The following is a 15,036-nucleotide window of genomic DNA, read 5'->3' on the forward strand; positions in this document are numbered from 1 at the left end:
GAAGGTGCCCCGCAGGGGCGGATGAGGGTACGGCGGCTAGCGCTGCCGCATTGCAAGGGCAGTGGTGAGCTTGGTCGCCAACTTTGCACGAGATCTTGCGTGGCGCTGCGCGCCCCCGGACCCTCACCCCAACCCCTCTCCCGGTGGGAGAGGGGCTAGCGCGCTTCCCTTCTCCCCTCGGGAGAAGGTGCCCCGCAGGGGCGGATGAGGGTACGGCGGCTAGCGCTGCCGCATTGCAAGGGCAGTGAAGGGGTTGGTTGCCAATGGCGCATGAGGTCTTGCGTGGCGCTGCGCGCCCCGGACCCTCACCCCAACCCCTCTCCTGGTGTGAGAGGGGCTCAACCTCAACCCCGCCGCAGCAGCATCTGCGTCATCAGCGCGCGCAGGGCCGGGGGCCGTACCGGTTTGGCCAGGAAGCCCCAGTCGCGTTCCTGCGCCAGGCTGCGCAGCGCCGGATCGGGTTCGGCGGTGATCAGGATCACCCGCGGCTCGGCCTGCCAGCGTGCGCACAGCTGCGCGAACAGGGTCGGGCCGTCGCTGTCGCCCATGCGCACGTCCAGCAGCACCAGTTCCGGTGCCTGCGCCGGCTGCGCGGCGGCCAGCGCCTGTTCCGGGCCGGCGGCCAGTTCCACCTGGCAGGCCCAGCGCGTCAGCAGGGTGCGGCTGGCCTCGCAGACCCGCGGGTCGTCGTCGATGCACCACACCCGGCAGCCGTGCAGGATCGGGTCGTCGCCGTTGTCGCTGGCCATCGCCGCCGGTGCCTGGCGTTGCGCGGCGGCGGCATCGCCCAGCGGCACGGTCACCGAGAACACGCTGCCGCGGCCCAACTGCGAGCGCAGGCCGATGCGATGGCCGAGCAGACGGCCGATACGCTCCACGATCGCCAGGCCGAGGCCGGCGCCGCGGTCGTTGGCGACGCCGTCGCCAAGCCGGCGGAACTCCTCGAAAATCTCCTGCTGCAGGGCGTCGGGAATGCCCGGCCCCTGGTCGTGGACCTCGATGCGCAGCTGCGCGCCATCGCGTCGGCAGCCCAGCAGCACGCGCCCGCGCGGGGTGTAGCGCACCGCATTGGACAGGAAGTTCTGCAGGATGCGCCGCAGCAGGGTCGCATCGCTGCGCACCGTGGCGTGGGTCGGCACGTAGTCCAGACGTAGCCCGCGGCCTTCGGCGACGATGCCGAACTCGCGCGCCAGGGTCTGCAGCAGCGGGTCCAGCGCCAGGTCCTGCACCTGCGTCTTCAGCGTGCCCGCTTCCAGTCGCGAAATGTCCAGCAGGCTGTTGAGGATCGCGTCCTGCGCCGCCAGCGCGTTGTCGACATGATCGGCGATCTGCCGCGCAGCGGCGTCGTGCAGCTTGCCGCGCAGCGCCGAGACGAACATGCGCGCGGCGTTGAGCGGCTGCAGCAGGTCGTGCACTGCCGAGGCCACGAAGCGGGTCTTGTAGCGGTTGGCGTTTTCGGCCTCGCGCTTGGCCTCGGCCAGGTCGCGGGTGCGTTCGGCGACGCGGTGCTCCAGCGCGTCGGCCAGCGAGCGCAGTTCGCGCGCGGCGTTCTTGTAGCTGGTGATGTCGGCGTAGCTGGTGACGAAGCCGCCGTCGGGTAGCGGATTGCCGCGGATTTCCAACACCGTGCCGTCGTCCTTCTCGCTCTCGCGCATGTGCGGGCGGCCGCTGCGCAGGTGATCCAGGCGGCGCTGGATCGCCGCTTCCACCGGGCCGGGGCCGAGCAAGCCGCGGCGCGCGTTGTAGCGGAACACGTCCTCGATCGGGCGGCCGACCCGGATCAGTTCCGGGGGGAAGCGGAAGATCTCCAGGTAGCGCGAATTCCACGCCACCAGGCGCAGTTGCGCGTCGATGATCACCACGCCCTGCGGCAGGTGCTCCAGGCTGCGGCTGAGGCCGGTGTCGGCCTGCTGTGCGGCCTGCACGATGCCGTCCTGGGCGGTGCGCAGTTCCTGCGCATGCTGCTGCAGCAGCGACTCCAGTTCGCGCCGGCTGCGCTGGCGCAGCCGCGCCAGGCGCTGGCGCTGCTGGAACAGCAGGCCCAGGAACGACAGCGCCAGCCAGATCCCGGCCGCAGCCAGCGCGGCGGCGCGGCCGGCCGCGCGGCTGCCGCCGACGTCGTGCAGCAGGTGCAGACGCCAGCCGCTCTCCGGCAGCGCCATGCTCTGCCACAGCAGCGGCGCCGGCTGCGCCGGCGCGTCGATGCGCATGACCTGGCCGCCGTCGTCCAGCGTCTTCAGCACCCGCCGCCGCGCCGGCAGCAACGTCTGCTGTGCGTACTGGCGGGTAGCCAGCAGTTCGTCGCGTTCGTGCGCGCTGAGCGGCTGCAGTTGGCGGTAGCGCCACACGTCGCGGCTGGCCAGGAACACCACGCCGTGGCCGTCGCTGACCAGTACCACATCGGGCACGCGCAGCCATTCGTGCTCCAGCGCGGCCAGTTCGATCTTGATCGCGATCACGCCGAGCGGGCGCCCGCGCGCATCCACGATCGCCTCCGACAGGAAGTAGCCGGGCACGCCGGTGGTCACGCCGATGCCGTAGAAGCGGCCCTTGCCCTGCGCCAGCGCCTGTTTCACATAGGGCCGGAAGCTGTAGTCGGCGCCGACGTTGCTGCTGCGCAGGCGCCAGTTGCTGGCGGCCAGGGCCACGCCCTCGGCGTCGATCAGGGTCAGGGTCGAGGAGCGGGTGACGTCGTTGGCGCGCTCCAGCTTCAGGTTCAACTGCCGCTGCGTCGCCGGGTCGAGCGGGCGGGTCAGGGCGTCGCGCAGTTCGGGATCCAGCGCCAGCACCTGCGGCAGGGTACGGTAGCGATCGATGCGCTGCTGCAGGGTCTGCGCATACAACTCCAACTGCTGGCGCAGTTGCACGCTCTCGGCGCGCAGCGCGCGCTGTTCGGCGACATGCTGCGCCGACAGCATCGCCAGCACCATGCCGCCGACGATGACGATCACTAGCAGGACAAGGCGGCGATGGCGCAGGAGCGAAGGCATGCGGAAGAACGCGGCGACTAGGGCCGCATCAGCTTAGAGGGTGCGATGCCGTTTGCGGCATGCGGCGGCGATGGCCGATGTTGCGGATCGCCAACGGCAGGACGCGGCCTGGTCAGGCTTGGCTGGCGATCGTGTCAGTGCGTGCTGCCGTGGATGTGCCGCGGGCACGTTGCGGGGCGGCGAGGTCAGATCGCAAAAGGGCCGTCGGCATCGCCGACGACCCACGCGGCGTTTCGTTGCTCAGCCCCTGCAGCTGGTACCGCAGGACGCACGCCGGCCGATCGCGTCGGATCGGCCGACGTGCGCCGGCTCAGAACTGGACCTGGGCGCGGACATCCAGCGAGTTCGGCTTCAGGCGCACGCCGGCGCGCTCGGCATCGGCGCGCACGTAGTTGACCTGGAACTTGAAGTGGCTGGTCAGGTACCAGTTGGCGCCGAAGGTCCAGTCGTGCTGGCGGCCGCCGAGCACGGTGCCGTCGTCCAGGTCCAGGCGGCTGTAGCGCGCCAGCAGTTCGACCGCGCCATAGGCGTTGGCCGGCTTGATGTTGCCGACGTTGCCGGCGCTGTACGGCCGCGATTCGCCGGTCAGCACGTAGCTGGCGAACACGTACTGGCCGTCGGCGGTGTAGTCGGGGCGGCCGTTGTCGCGGGTCACGTCGGCGCGCAGCGCCTCGCCCTGCATCGAGAACGGACCCTTGATCCAGATCGCCTCCAGGCCGGTGCGACGCACCTGGTCGACGTCGACCAGCGTGCCCGAATCGATCAGGCGCACGTCGGTCAGGCCGGCTTCCGGACGCGCGCGGAAGCGCGCGCGCGGGCTGAAGCTCACGTCCAGGCCGTTGTGGTAGCCGCGCGGATTCTCCTGCGAATAGGCCAGGCCCAGGTGCAGCACGTCGCCGTCGGCCTTGAACGGGGTCCACACGCCGCGCACCGCCTGGGTGGTGCCGGGGTTGTCGCCCTGCAGGTCCTTGCCGCCGTAGGCGCCGGCCTGCAGCAGGTACTGCGGACGCTCGAAGGTCCACTCCACGCCGGTGCGGCGGCCCTGGTAGATCGCCTGCACCGGCAGCGCGACTTCCATGAAGCTGTCCGCACGCGAGCTGGTTACGCCTTCCAGGCCCACCGGCACCTTGATGTAGCCCAGGCGCACCTTGCCGTAGTCGGCGCCGAACAGCGCCTTGGTCTCGAAGCGGAAGAACACGTCCAGCCACAGCTTGGACTCGAAGTCGAAGTACACCATCGCGTCGTACACGCCCTTCTTCTTCAGCGTGGCGCCGAACTCCTTGCGCCGGAACGCGTTGTCGTCCTCCAGGCGGCCGTCGTCGTTGGAGAAGTTGTTCCAGTCGTAGGCGTAGTTGCCGGTCACGGCCAGTTCGGTACCGTCGTTGAAGGCGACCTTGGTCGGCCAGTCGTCGAAGCTGTTGGCGGCGACGGCGGGAGCGGCAGCGGTCAGGCCCAGCGCGGCGAAGAGAAGAGTGTGGCGCATGATGGAGTCGTCTCGGTAAGGAATGAAGGCGCGGCAGTCCCCGGCCGGGCTTGGTGGTGCGATGGCGCGGGCAGTGCGGTGGCGGGCCGCACGCGAACGGCGACGCCGCTGCGGTGCGGACACGGTGCCGGACGTGATGCCCCTGACATCCAATAGCGGACGCGCCCGGCCGTTCTTTACGGCAATGTTGCAGTCCTGCGGCGGCGTCTCCCCCTGAAGACCGCGCTGCGATGGCGGCGGCACTGCTCCGGGCCACCTGGGCGGCCATCAGATGCAGCGCTGCGCGCAGCCCTTCCCTGAGCCTGCGGGGACACTGTAACCGCCTCGCCGGGGCCGCCGACCGGGCCTAGTACCAATAGGTTATCTGCTTCGGCGCCGGCGCCGCGTACAAAGGCAGCATTCCGCGACCCGCGTCGGGTGGGCGGACCGTCCCGGAGCGTCTTCGATGCACATCTCAACTTCCCCGGCCACGCCTGCGCCGCGGCCTGTGCCCTTCTACCGGCATACCTACGTCCAGGTGCTGGTGGCTATCGTCATCGGCGCCGTGCTCGGCCATCTGGAGCCGCAGTTCGCCACCCAGCTCAAGCCGCTGGCCGACGCCTTCATCAAGTTGGTGAAGATGATCATCGCGCCGGTGATCTTCCTGACCATCGTCACCGGCATCGCCGGCATGACCCACCTGAAGACAGTGGGTAGGGTGTTCGGCAAGGCGATGGTGTACTTCCTGTTCTTCTCCACCCTGGCGCTGGTGGTGGGCATGATCGTCGCGCACGTGGTGCAGCCCGGCGCGGGCATGAACGTCAATCTGGCGACGCTGGACCAGAGCAAGGTCGCCAGCTACGTGCAGAAGTCGCACGAACTGACCCTGGTCGGTTTCCTGATGGACATCATCCCCAACTCGCTGGTCGGCGCGTTCACCGGCGACCAGGTGGTCAACGGCAAGCTGGTCGGTACCAACGTGCTGCAGGTGCTGTTCGTCGCCGTGCTGTTCGGCGTGTCGCTGGCCATGGTCGGCGAGCGCGGCAAGCCGGTGCTGAACTTCCTGGAAGCGCTGATCGCGCCGGTGTTCAAGCTGGTGCACATCCTGATGAAGGCCGCGCCGATCGGCGCGCTCGGCGCGATCGCCTACACCATCGGCGAACACGGCCTGCACTCGCTGGTGCAGCTGGCCTGGCTGGTGGGCTCGTTTTACGTCACCTCGTTGCTGTTCGTGGTGGTGATCCTCGGCGCCGTGGCGTACCTGTGCGGCTTTTCGATCTTCAAGTTGATCCGCTACCTCAAGACGGAATTGTTGCTGGTGCTGGGCACGTCCTCGTCCGAATCGGCGTTGCCGTCGCTGATGGAGAAGATGGAGCGCGCCGGTTGCGAGAAGTCGGTGGTCGGCCTGGTGGTGCCCACCGGTTACTCGTTCAACCTCGACGGCACCAACATCTACATGACCCTGGCGGCGCTGTTCATCGCCCAGGCCACCAACACCGAACTGACCCTCGGCCATCAGATCACGCTGCTGCTGGTGGCGATGCTCAGCTCCAAGGGTGCGGCCGGCGTGACCGGCGCCGGCTTCATCACCCTGGCGGCGACGCTGGCGGTGGTGCCGGAAGTGCCGGTGGCCGGCATGGCGCTGATCCTGGGCGTGGACCGTTTCATGAGCGAGTGCCGCTCGCTGACCAACTTCATGGGCAATGCAGTGGCCACCGTGGTGGTCTCGCGCTGGGAGAATGCGCTCGATCGCGATCGCCTGCGTCTGGCACTGGATGGCGAGCCCGTGCCGCTGCCGACGGTGGCGGCCGAACCGCTCGCCACGCGCTGATTCCTTGCACCACACGACGCGCCGGCCTTGCCGGCGCGTTGCTTTTTTTCCTGCCCCCAAGGCCTGGCGACAGCCGCCAGACAGGACCGCTCCTGCTGCTGGGGGTAGAATTCCGGGCCTCCGCGCCTTTCGACAAAAGAAGCCCTCGATGTCAAACGACGATTTCAAACAGGCCGCCCTCGACTATCACCGCCAGCAGCCGCCGGGCAAGATCAAGGTCTCCGCGACCAAGCCGATGCTGACCCAGCGCGACCTCTCCCTGGCCTATTCGCCGGGCGTGGCCTTCGCCTGCGAGGCCATCGTCGCCGATCCGAAACAGGCCAGCGAACTGACCGCGCGCGGCAATCTGGTCGCGGTGATCAGCAACGGCACCGCGGTGCTGGGCCTGGGCAACATCGGCCCGCTGGCGTCCAAGCCGGTGATGGAAGGCAAGGGCGTGCTGTTCCAGAAGTTCGCCGGCATCGACGTGTTCGACATCGAGATCAACGAGAACGATCCGGACAAGCTGGTCGACATCATCGCCAGCCTCGAGCCGACCTTCGGCGGCATCAACCTGGAAGACATCAAGGCGCCGGAGTGCTTCATCGTCGAGCGCAAGCTGCGCGAGCGCATGAACATCCCGGTGTTCCACGACGACCAGCACGGCACCGCGATCATCGTCGGCGCGGCCGTGCTCAACGCGCTGGTGGTCACCGGCAAGAAGATCGAAGAGGTCAAGCTGGCCACCACCGGCATGGGCGCGGCCGGCATCTCCTGCGTCAACATGCTGGTCTCGCTGGGCCTGAAGCCGGAGAACATCCTGGCGCTGGACCGCGACGGCGTGATCCACACCGGTCGCACCGACCTGGATCCGGACAAGGCGCGCTATGCCCGCGACACCGACAAGCGCACCCTGGCCGAGATCGTCGAGGGCGCGGACATCTTCCTCGGCCTGTCGGCCGCCGGCATCCTCAAGCCGGAGATGGTGGCGACGATGGCGCCGCAGCCGGTGATCTTCGCCCTGGCCAATCCGAATCCGGAGATCACCCCGGAGGCAGCCAAGGCGGTGCGTCCGGACGCGATCATCGGCACCGGCCGTTCGGACTACCCGAACCAGATCAACAACGTGCTGTGCTTCCCCTACCTGTTCCGTGGCGCCATCGACGTCGGCGCCACCGGCATCAACGAGGAGATGAAGATCGCCTGCGTCAAGGCGATCGCGGCGATGGCGCGGCGCGAAGCCTCCGACCTCGGTGCGGCCTACGGCGGCGAGACGCCGAGCTTCGGTCCCGACTACCTGATCCCGCGGCCGCTGGATCCGCGCCTGCTGGTCGAGCTGTCCTCTGCGGTGGCGCAGGCGGCGATGGATTCGGGCGTGGCCACGCGGCCGATCGCCGACATGGCCGCCTACCGCGACAAGCTCAGCCAGTTCGTCTACCGCACCAGCCTGATGATGAAGCCGGTGTACGACCGTGCGCGCGCCGACAAGCAGCGCGTGGTCTATGCCGAGGGCGAAGAGGAAGTGGTGCTGCGCGCGGTGCAGAGCGTGATCGACGAGGGCCTGGCGTTCCCGATCCTGATCGGCCGTCCCGACGTGATCGAGGCGCGCATCCAGCGCCTGGGCCTGCGCATCACCGCCGGCGTGGATTTCGAGATCACCAACATCCACGACGATCCGCGCTTCAACGACTACTGGCAGTACTACCACGCGCTGACCGAGCGCCGTGGCGTTACCGTCACCGCGGCCAAGGAACTGATGCGTTCGCGGCCGACGTTGATCGCGGCGGTGATGGTCGCGCGCGGCGAAGCCGATGCGCTGCTCACCGGCGTGGTCGGCCGCTTCCACAAGAAACTCGGCTACGCGCGCAGCGTGATTCCGCTGGAGCCGAAGGTCAGCTCGACCTCGGCGATGACCGGCGTGATCAACCAGCAGGGCGCGTTCTTCTTCGTCGACACCCACGTGCAGGAAGATCCGAGCGTGGAGCAGATCGTCGAAGCCACGCTGCAGGCCGCCTATCGCCTGAAGCTGTTCGGCATCGAGCCGAACATCGCGCTGCTGTCGCATTCCAATTTCGGCAGCCACGATTCGCGCGATGCGCTGAAGATGCGCCAGGTGCGCGAGGCGCTGCTCAAGCGCAAGCCCGAGCTCAACATCGATGGCGAGATGCAGGGCGACACCGCGTGGGACGAGGCGCTGCGCAAGCAGATCATGCCCAACAGCACGCTGAAGGGCCGCGCCAACCTGTTCGTGCTGCCGAACCTGGAAGCGGCCAACATCGCCTACAACCTGGTGCGCGTGTTCACCGACGGCGTGGCGATCGGCCCGATCCTCATGGGCATCTCCAAGCCGGTCCACATCCTCACCACCAGCGCCACCTCGCGCCGGGTGATGAACATGACCGCGATCGCCGCGGTCGACGCACAGATCCGCAAGCAGCTCGAAGCGGAGAAGTAAGCCGCCACGCGGCTTCCGCACCGGCCCGCGCGACCGCGGCGCCGGTGTTGCTGCGCGTGTACGCAGCACTGCCGGAGCGTGCAGACGGTACAGACGGCAGCAAGGCTGCCACCCCGATGTCCCGGATGAAGGGCGGTCACGCGCTGCGCGCAATCCTGAGGTGCGAGGTCGTGTTCGGCGCTGTGCCTGAAAGGCGTGGTGTCGCAGCAGACAGGATGGCCGGGAGGGAAGGGCCGCGATCGCGCAAGGGTCAGTACGGGGAGCCGCGCCAAAAGCGGCCTGGGTGGCGGGACGGGCGCGCCGCTTGCGGCAGGGTCAGCGAAAGGTTGGGGCTGGAAACGGTTTCATACGCGGGCGACAGCAGGTTCTGCAGTGCCATTCGCGTCATCACGCGCAGCCGGCATGCGGGCTGCGCAGGGTCGAGCCGGGCACGGGGACGGCGCCAATGGCGCCGCGCCGCGCTCAGGCCATGCGCTTGCCTACCGGCAACGGCAGGCTGTCGCTGTCGGTCTGGTTCAGCTTGGACGGCTTGCCAGTCAGCAGCACATAGGCATCGACGCCGGTAAGTTCGGCGATCTTCAGCAAATGCCGGGCATTGGGGACCGAACGGTTGTTCTCCCAATGGCCCAGGGTGCTATGCGCCACGCCCAGCAAGGCGGCAAGCTCGCGCAGTGTGAAACCGGCATTTCGCCGCGCCTGCATCAAACGCACACCTATATCCACGAGACACCTCAAAGCGGCATGTTGGCGCCGCGTGATACCAGCATAGTGCTGCGTTCGCCCTGCATCAAGCGAATAAGAAAGGCGCGTGAAAGGGCGCCGCCGCCGTCGCCTCCGGGACCTGCGCCTGGCCCGGGACGGGCTGCTAGAATCGCCTGTCCTTTTCGCCGTGTCCCCACCGCCATGAGCCATACCGCCACCGCGCCCGCCAATGCCCAGACGCGCTACGAGGTGCGCCGCGCCGACCTGCCGCTGAGCTGCCCGACGCCGGAGATGGCGCTGTGGAACTCGCATCCGCGGGTCTACCTGCCGATCGAAGACGAGCCGGGCCTGGAAGCCAAGTGCCCGTATTGCGGCGCGGTCTTCGTGCTGGTCGACTGATCCGGGTTCGATGCACCGCCTGACCGTGGTGCAGCTGCTGCCGGCGCTGGAGTCCGGCGGCGTCGAGCGGTCCACGCTGGAAATCGCCCAGGCCCTGGTCGACGCCGGGCATCGCGCCGTGGTCGTTTCGGCCGGCGGCCGGCTGCTGCCGGCGCTGGCCGCCACCGGCGCCGAGCACATCGCCCTGGACATCGGCCGCAAATCCTTGCTGACCCTGCGCCACGTGCCGGCGCTGAGGCGCCTGTTCGCGCGCGAGCGCGCCGACATCGTGCACGCGCGCTCGCGGCTGCCGGCCTGGCTGGGCTGGCGCGCGCTGCAGGGCATGCCGGCGGCGCAGCGCCCGCGTCTGGTCACCACCGTGCACGGACTCAATTCGCCGAGTCGCTACAGCGCGGTGATGACCCGCGGCGAGCGGGTCATCTGCGTGTCCGAGACCGTGCGCGACTACGTGCTGCAGCACTATCCGCAGACCGACCCGGCGCGCCTGCGGGTGGTGCCGCGCGGTATCGATCCGGCGCAGTTCCCGCGCCGTCCCTGGCCCGATGCGCAGGCGCGGGCCTGGGCGGCCAGCCAGGCGCCGGTGCTGGCCGGGAACGGGCCGCTGCTGTTGCTGCCGGGGCGCGGCACCCGCCTGAAGGGCCACGCCGACGCGCTCCGCCTGCTGGCGTCGCTACGCGGCGAGGGCAGCGACGCGCGGCTGTGGTTGCCCGGCGCGCGCGAGGCCGGGCGCGAAGCCTATATCCGCGAACTGGAAGCCGAGGCGGCGACGCTCGGCGTGGCCGACGCGGTGGCGTTCACGCCGCCGACTGCGCGCATCGCCGAGGCCTACGCCGCCAGCGACCTGGTGCTGCAGCTCTCGCGCAAGCCCGAGGCGTTCGGCCGCACCGTGGTCGAGGCGCTGGCGGTGGGGCGGCCGGTCCTGGGCTGGGCGCACGGCGGGGTCGGCGAACTGCTGGCACAACTGCAGCCCGCCGGCGCGGTGGCGACCTTCGATGCCACGGCCCTGCTGGCGACCGCGCGCGCGCTGCTGGCGCAGCCACCGGCGCCGCCGGCGGCGCTTCCCTATACGCTGCAGGCGATGCAGCGCAGCACTCTGGCGATCTATGACGAACTCCGGCCCTGACGGTTCCCTGTCCGCTTCCCCCCTGCCTGAGGTCCGCGAACGCTGGGCGCCGGTCTGGGTGCTGGTGTTCGTCGCGCTGTGGCCGGCGCCGGGCCTGGCCGCCGGGGTGCTGGCACTGGGCGCCCTGGTCACCCTGGCACGCCTGCTGCACAGCCGCTTCCGCGGCGGCGCGCGCCTGCTCAGCGGTCCGGCCTGGGCGCTGACCACGCTGCTGTTCCTCACCTACTGGCTGCCGCAGCCGCTGTCGGCGCTGGGCGCGGTGGACGTGCCGCTGGCGCTGCGCGAATCGGCGGTGGACCTGCGTTTCCTGCCGTTCCTGTGGCTGGTGGCGATGGCGGTGGCGACGCCGCGCGGGCGCCGCACCACCTTCAACGGCCTGGCGGTGATCGCCGCGATCTGGACCGTGGATGCGTTGGCGCAGGCGCTGTGCGGCACCAGCCCGCTGTTCTGGTCGATGGACCAACTGAAGTGGGCGATCAGCCACCATGGCCTGTGCACGCCGCAGGAGATCGCCCTGGCCGATCGCCTCAGCGGCGTGTTCGGCCCGTGCAACCTGAAGTTCGGCCAGGTGCTGGCCAGCGTGTCGCCGTTCCTGCTGTGGCTGGCCGCGCGCCGCGGCGGCGCCTGGGGCTGGCTGCTCGCGGCGGGCGCAGTGGGCGTGGTGCTGGTGCTGGCGGGCTCGCGCGCGTCATGGGTCACCTATGCGGTACTGCTGGTGCTGTCGGGCTGGCGCCTGCTCGGCGCGCGCAAGCTGCTCGCGCTGGGCGTGGCCGCGCTGCTGGTGGCCGGGGTGCTGGGCGTGGTGTCGCCGCAGGTGCACGACCGCTTCGAGCGCACCGCGCGCGTGCTCAGCGGACATCCGGCCGACCTCAACGCGGCGCTGACCGGGCGCGCGCAGATCTGGACCGCGGCCTGGTGCATGATCCGCGAGCATCCGGTCAACGGCGTCGGCGTGCGCGGCTTCCGCGAGGCCTACGCCAGTTGCGACCCGGATCCGACTCACGCCGGGGAATGGGGGCGCGAGCCGGCCTTCCATGCCCACCAGATCGTGCTCGAGGTGCTCGCCGAGACCGGGGTGATCGGGCTGCTGCTGTGGCTGGCCGGTGCCGCACAGGCATGGCGCGCCTGGCGCTACGCGTCGGCGCAGGCGCGCGAGCGGGCGCGTCCGGCGATGCAGGCCTTGTTGATCACCGTGTTCCCGTTCAACACCCACCTGGCCTTCTACTCGTCGTTCTGGGGCGGGCTGACCATGCTGCTGATCGGCCTGTACGCCGGCGCCCTGTTGGCAAACGAGCCAGAACCGGGCGAACGCGCCGACGCCGCGGCGCCGCGCTGAGCGCTCAGCCGCGCTCGTAGAAGTCGCTGCGGCCGCCGGGCTGGCGCTTGAAGCGGCGGTGGATCCACAGATACTGCGCCGGCGCCTCGCGCACCATCGCTTCGATGGCGGCGTTGACCCGTGCGGTGTCGGCGACCATGTCCTCCGACGGGAACTGCTCCAGCGGCGGCGCGATGCGCAGCACGTAGTCGGCGCCTTCGCGACGGTGGAAATACGGCACCACTGCGCAGCCGGTCAGCCGCGCCAACTGATGGGTGGCGGTGATGGTGGCCGCGGGCATGCCGAAGAACGGCACGAACACCGTGTCCTTGCCGCGCATGTCCTGGTCCGGGGCGTACCACAGGAAGCCGCCGCGCTTGAGATGGCGCACGCTGCCGCGCAGGTCTTCGTTGGCGAACATGGCGGTGGCGTAGCGCAGGCGGCCGCGCTTGACCGCCCATTCGAACACCGGATTGCGGTGGCGTCGGTACATCCCGGCCAGCGGCACGTACTGGCACAGCAGCCGGCCGCAGATCTCCAGGGTCATGAAGTGGCCGGACACCAGCAGCACGCCACGGCCCTGCGCCTGCAGCGCCTTCAGGTGTTCCAGGCCCTCGATGCGGGTGCGCCGGCGAATCGCGCCGATCCCGCCCCACCAGGCGCGGGCGAACTCGAACACGCCCACGCCCAGCGCATCGAAGCTGTCGCGCAGCAGGCGTTCGCGCCAGGCCTCGCTTTGCTCCGGGAAGCACAGTTTCAGGTTCACCTCGGCGGCATGGCGGCGGGTACCGGCCAGGCGCAGCGCCAGCCAGCCGATGCCGCGGCCCAGGGCACGCTGCAACAGCCAGGGCAGACGCGCGGCGATCACCGCCAGGCCGAGCAGCAGCCAGGTGAGCCAGTGGCGGGGCGAGCGCGGTGGCGGTGCGGCGTGGGTGGCGGACGCGGGCGGAGTAGGGGCGGCAGACATGCGCCAAGTTTAGCCGGGCACGCGCACGACCGCGTCGGTGCTCCCGTGGCGGGCATGTCGATCGTCTGCCGCCGCCCGCATGCAACCGGCTATGCTGTCCGGATGCGCAACGATTTCATCGAGCGGCTGCTGCGCGGCCTGTACTCGGCCGTGCTCTATCTGCTGCTGCCGGTCACCGTCTACCACCTGGTCTGGCGCGGTTTCCGCGTGCGCCAGTACTTCCAGCGCTGGGACGAGCGCTACGCCTCGTATGCGCAGGCGTGCGGCCGCCCGCGGGTGTGGCTGCATGCGGTCTCGGTGGGCGAGGTCAACGTCGCCGCGCCGGTGGTCAATGCGCTGCGCGCGCAGCGCCCGGACATCCGCTGGGTGATCACCACCATCACCCCGACCGGCTCGGAGCGGGTGCGCGCGCTGTGGGGCGACGCTCTGGACCATGTGTATCTGCCCTACGACGTGCCCGGCAGCGTCGGCCGCTTCCTGCAGCATTTCCGCCCCAGCCTGGCGCTGATCCTGGAGACCGAGCTGTGGCCGAACATGCTGTTCGGCTGCCGCGACCGCGGCATCCCGGTCTACGTGCTCAATGCGCGGCTGTCGGCGCGTTCGCTGCGCGGCTACCGGGTGCTGCGGCCGTTGATCGGGCGCGCGCTGCGCACCGTCACCTGCGTGGCGGCGCAGTCGCAGGAGGATGCCGAGCGCTTCGTGGCGCTGGGCGCGCGCGCCGAGCAGGTGCGTGCGCTGGGCAACCTGAAGTTCGATATCGCCGCGCCTGCGCACCTGCCCGACGTTGTCGCGGCGTTCCGCGAGCGCGTGCCGGCGACGCGTCTGGTGTGGATCGCCGCCAGCACCCACGATGGCGAGGAAGCGGCGGTGATCGAGATGCACCGGCAACTGCGTCGGCAGTGGCCGGACCTGCTGCTGCTGTGGGCGCCGCGGCATCCGGAGCGCTTCGCCAAGGTCGAGGCGCTGGCGCGCGACCAGGGCTGGCGCGTGGCCACGCGTCGCCAGCAGCAGTGGCCGGGCGCCGACGATGCGGTGTTCGTGATCGATACGCTGGGCGAGCTGATGGGCTTCTACGCCTGTGCCCAGGTGGCCTTCGTCGGCGGCAGCCTGCAGCCGATCGGCGGCCACAACCTGCTGGAGCCGGCCGCGGTCGGCACGCCCTCGGTCACCGGCCCGCACCTGCACAACTTCTCCGAGATCTCGCGGCGCATGCGCGAAGCCGGCGCGGTGGCCATCTGCGAGGATGCCGGCACCGTGTGCGCGGCGCTGCAGAGCCTGCTGGCCGACGCCGAGGCGCGCAAGCGCATGGCCGAGGCCGGCTGCGCGCTGGTCGCCAACGGCCGCGGCGCATTGCAGCGGACCCTGCAGCTGATCGCGCCGCATCTGCCGCCGTTGGCGGACGACGCGAGCGTGCAGGAGTAGCGCACCGGCGCGTCGAGGTGTGCGTGCCTGGAGGACTGCCTGCAGACGGGCAGAAGCCCCCTTGTGGGAGCGACGTCAGTCGCGACGCATGACACTCTGCGTTGGCCCATTCCGCCCAGTCCACCGCGCACCGCGTCGGGACTGAAGTCCCTCCCACAGTGAGCTTCCGGATCATTGCGCCATTGCACAGGATGGCGTTCGCTGCGCCACATGGGATGGTTCGACGCAGCATGGCGCATATCGCAGTGCGATGCGCACAGGTGTAGATACCGTCTTACCCCCTAGCAGGCAAGGCTCCTTTTCGGGTCGAACGCGGTGCCCGATTTGAGGACGCCATAGGCGAGGTGCAGGAGCTTGCGCATGGCGGCGCACACGATCTGCTTGCCGGCTT

At 69.8% G+C, this 15,036-nt stretch carries 10 protein-coding genes; 6 read left to right on the plus strand and 4 right to left on the minus strand.

The window, feature by feature from the left end; translation table 11 throughout:
* Positions 1–344 precede the first annotated feature (344 nt).
* Together GGR64_RS19175 and GGR64_RS19180 are read right to left on the minus strand one after the other, a co-directional pair.
* Positions 345–2,990, minus strand: a complete 2,646-nt coding sequence (locus tag GGR64_RS19175; RefSeq protein ID WP_184647830.1) for a NahK/ErcS family hybrid sensor histidine kinase/response regulator — start codon at positions 2,988–2,990, stop codon at positions 345–347.
* A gap of 310 nt (positions 2,991–3,300) precedes the next feature.
* A complete protein-coding gene (locus GGR64_RS19180) occupies positions 3,301–4,473 on the minus strand; it encodes a porin (RefSeq protein WP_184647832.1) in 1,173 nt (390 codons plus the stop codon).
* Between the two features lie 445 nt (positions 4,474–4,918).
* Here GGR64_RS19180 and GGR64_RS19185 point away from each other — a divergent pair, with 445 nt between their 5' ends.
* Complete coding sequence (locus tag GGR64_RS19185; RefSeq protein WP_184647834.1) at positions 4,919–6,283, plus strand: dicarboxylate/amino acid:cation symporter; 1,365 nt, start codon at positions 4,919–4,921, stop codon at positions 6,281–6,283.
* Positions 6,284–6,431: 148 nt separating this feature from the next.
* Positions 6,432–8,717, plus strand: coding sequence for an NADP-dependent malic enzyme (locus GGR64_RS19190; protein ID WP_184647836.1), 2,286 nt, complete (start codon positions 6,432–6,434; stop codon positions 8,715–8,717).
* Positions 8,718–9,179: 462 nt separating this feature from the next.
* Here the strand turns inward: GGR64_RS19190 and GGR64_RS19195 are convergent, their stop codons facing one another.
* Positions 9,180–9,440: a helix-turn-helix transcriptional regulator gene (locus GGR64_RS19195; RefSeq protein ID WP_225851569.1), complete on the minus strand. Its 261-nt coding sequence runs from the start codon at positions 9,438–9,440 to the stop codon at positions 9,180–9,182.
* A gap of 180 nt (positions 9,441–9,620) precedes the next feature.
* Here GGR64_RS19195 and GGR64_RS19200 point away from each other — a divergent pair, with 180 nt between their 5' ends.
* From GGR64_RS19200 to GGR64_RS19210, 3 genes are read left to right on the plus strand one after another with little or no spacing between them, the layout of a single operon-like run.
* Positions 9,621–9,818 (plus strand): zinc-finger domain-containing protein, encoded by a 198-nt coding sequence (locus GGR64_RS19200; protein ID WP_010344507.1) that lies wholly within the window; start codon positions 9,621–9,623, stop codon positions 9,816–9,818.
* A gap of 10 nt (positions 9,819–9,828) precedes the next feature.
* Positions 9,829–10,941: a glycosyltransferase gene (locus tag GGR64_RS19205; protein ID WP_184647838.1), complete on the plus strand. Its 1,113-nt coding sequence runs from the start codon at positions 9,829–9,831 to the stop codon at positions 10,939–10,941.
* Positions 10,922–12,277 carry an O-antigen ligase gene (locus GGR64_RS19210; RefSeq protein WP_184647841.1) on the plus strand — a complete coding sequence of 452 codons (1,356 nt, stop codon included), beginning with the start codon at positions 10,922–10,924 and terminating at the stop codon, positions 12,275–12,277. The genes GGR64_RS19205 and GGR64_RS19210 overlap by 20 nt, the downstream gene beginning before the upstream one ends.
* A gap of 4 nt (positions 12,278–12,281) precedes the next feature.
* Here GGR64_RS19210 and GGR64_RS19215 read toward each other — a convergent pair whose 3' ends face one another.
* Positions 12,282–13,223: an LpxL/LpxP family Kdo(2)-lipid IV(A) lauroyl/palmitoleoyl acyltransferase gene (locus GGR64_RS19215; RefSeq protein WP_184647842.1), complete on the minus strand. Its 942-nt coding sequence runs from the start codon at positions 13,221–13,223 to the stop codon at positions 12,282–12,284.
* 102 nt (positions 13,224–13,325) lie between these two features.
* Here GGR64_RS19215 and waaA point away from each other — a divergent pair, with 102 nt between their 5' ends.
* On the plus strand, positions 13,326–14,645 hold the full coding sequence (waaA, locus tag GGR64_RS19220; RefSeq protein ID WP_184647844.1) for a lipid IV(A) 3-deoxy-D-manno-octulosonic acid transferase: 1,320 nt from the start codon (positions 13,326–13,328) through the stop codon (positions 14,643–14,645).
* The last annotated feature ends 391 nt before the right edge of the window (positions 14,646–15,036 follow it).

Origin of the sequence: Xanthomonas sp. 3307 (genome assembly GCF_014199735.1) — a bacterium.
Lineage (GTDB): Bacteria > Pseudomonadota > Gammaproteobacteria > Xanthomonadales > Xanthomonadaceae > Xanthomonas_A > Xanthomonas_A rydalmerensis.

Excerpts from the sequence above, each read along its gene's own strand:
- GGR64_RS19175 (WP_184647830.1), bottom strand. The coding sequence starts at position 2,990 with ATGCCTTCGCTCCTGCGCCATCGCCGCCTTGTCCTGCTAGTGATCGTC.
- GGR64_RS19180 (WP_184647832.1), bottom strand. The coding sequence starts at position 4,473 with ATGCGCCACACTCTTCTCTTCGCCGCGCTGGGCCTGACCGCTGCCGCT.
- GGR64_RS19205 (WP_184647838.1), top strand. The coding sequence starts at position 9,829 with ATGCACCGCCTGACCGTGGTGCAGCTGCTGCCGGCGCTGGAGTCCGGC.
- GGR64_RS19210 (WP_184647841.1), top strand. The coding sequence starts at position 10,922 with ATGACGAACTCCGGCCCTGACGGTTCCCTGTCCGCTTCCCCCCTGCCT.
- GGR64_RS19190 (WP_184647836.1), top strand. The coding sequence starts at position 6,432 with ATGTCAAACGACGATTTCAAACAGGCCGCCCTCGACTATCACCGCCAG.
- GGR64_RS19185 (WP_184647834.1), top strand. The coding sequence starts at position 4,919 with ATGCACATCTCAACTTCCCCGGCCACGCCTGCGCCGCGGCCTGTGCCC.
- GGR64_RS19215 (WP_184647842.1), bottom strand. The coding sequence starts at position 13,223 with ATGTCTGCCGCCCCTACTCCGCCCGCGTCCGCCACCCACGCCGCACCG.
- waaA (WP_184647844.1), top strand. The coding sequence starts at position 13,326 with ATGCGCAACGATTTCATCGAGCGGCTGCTGCGCGGCCTGTACTCGGCC.
- GGR64_RS19200 (WP_010344507.1), top strand. The coding sequence starts at position 9,621 with ATGAGCCATACCGCCACCGCGCCCGCCAATGCCCAGACGCGCTACGAG.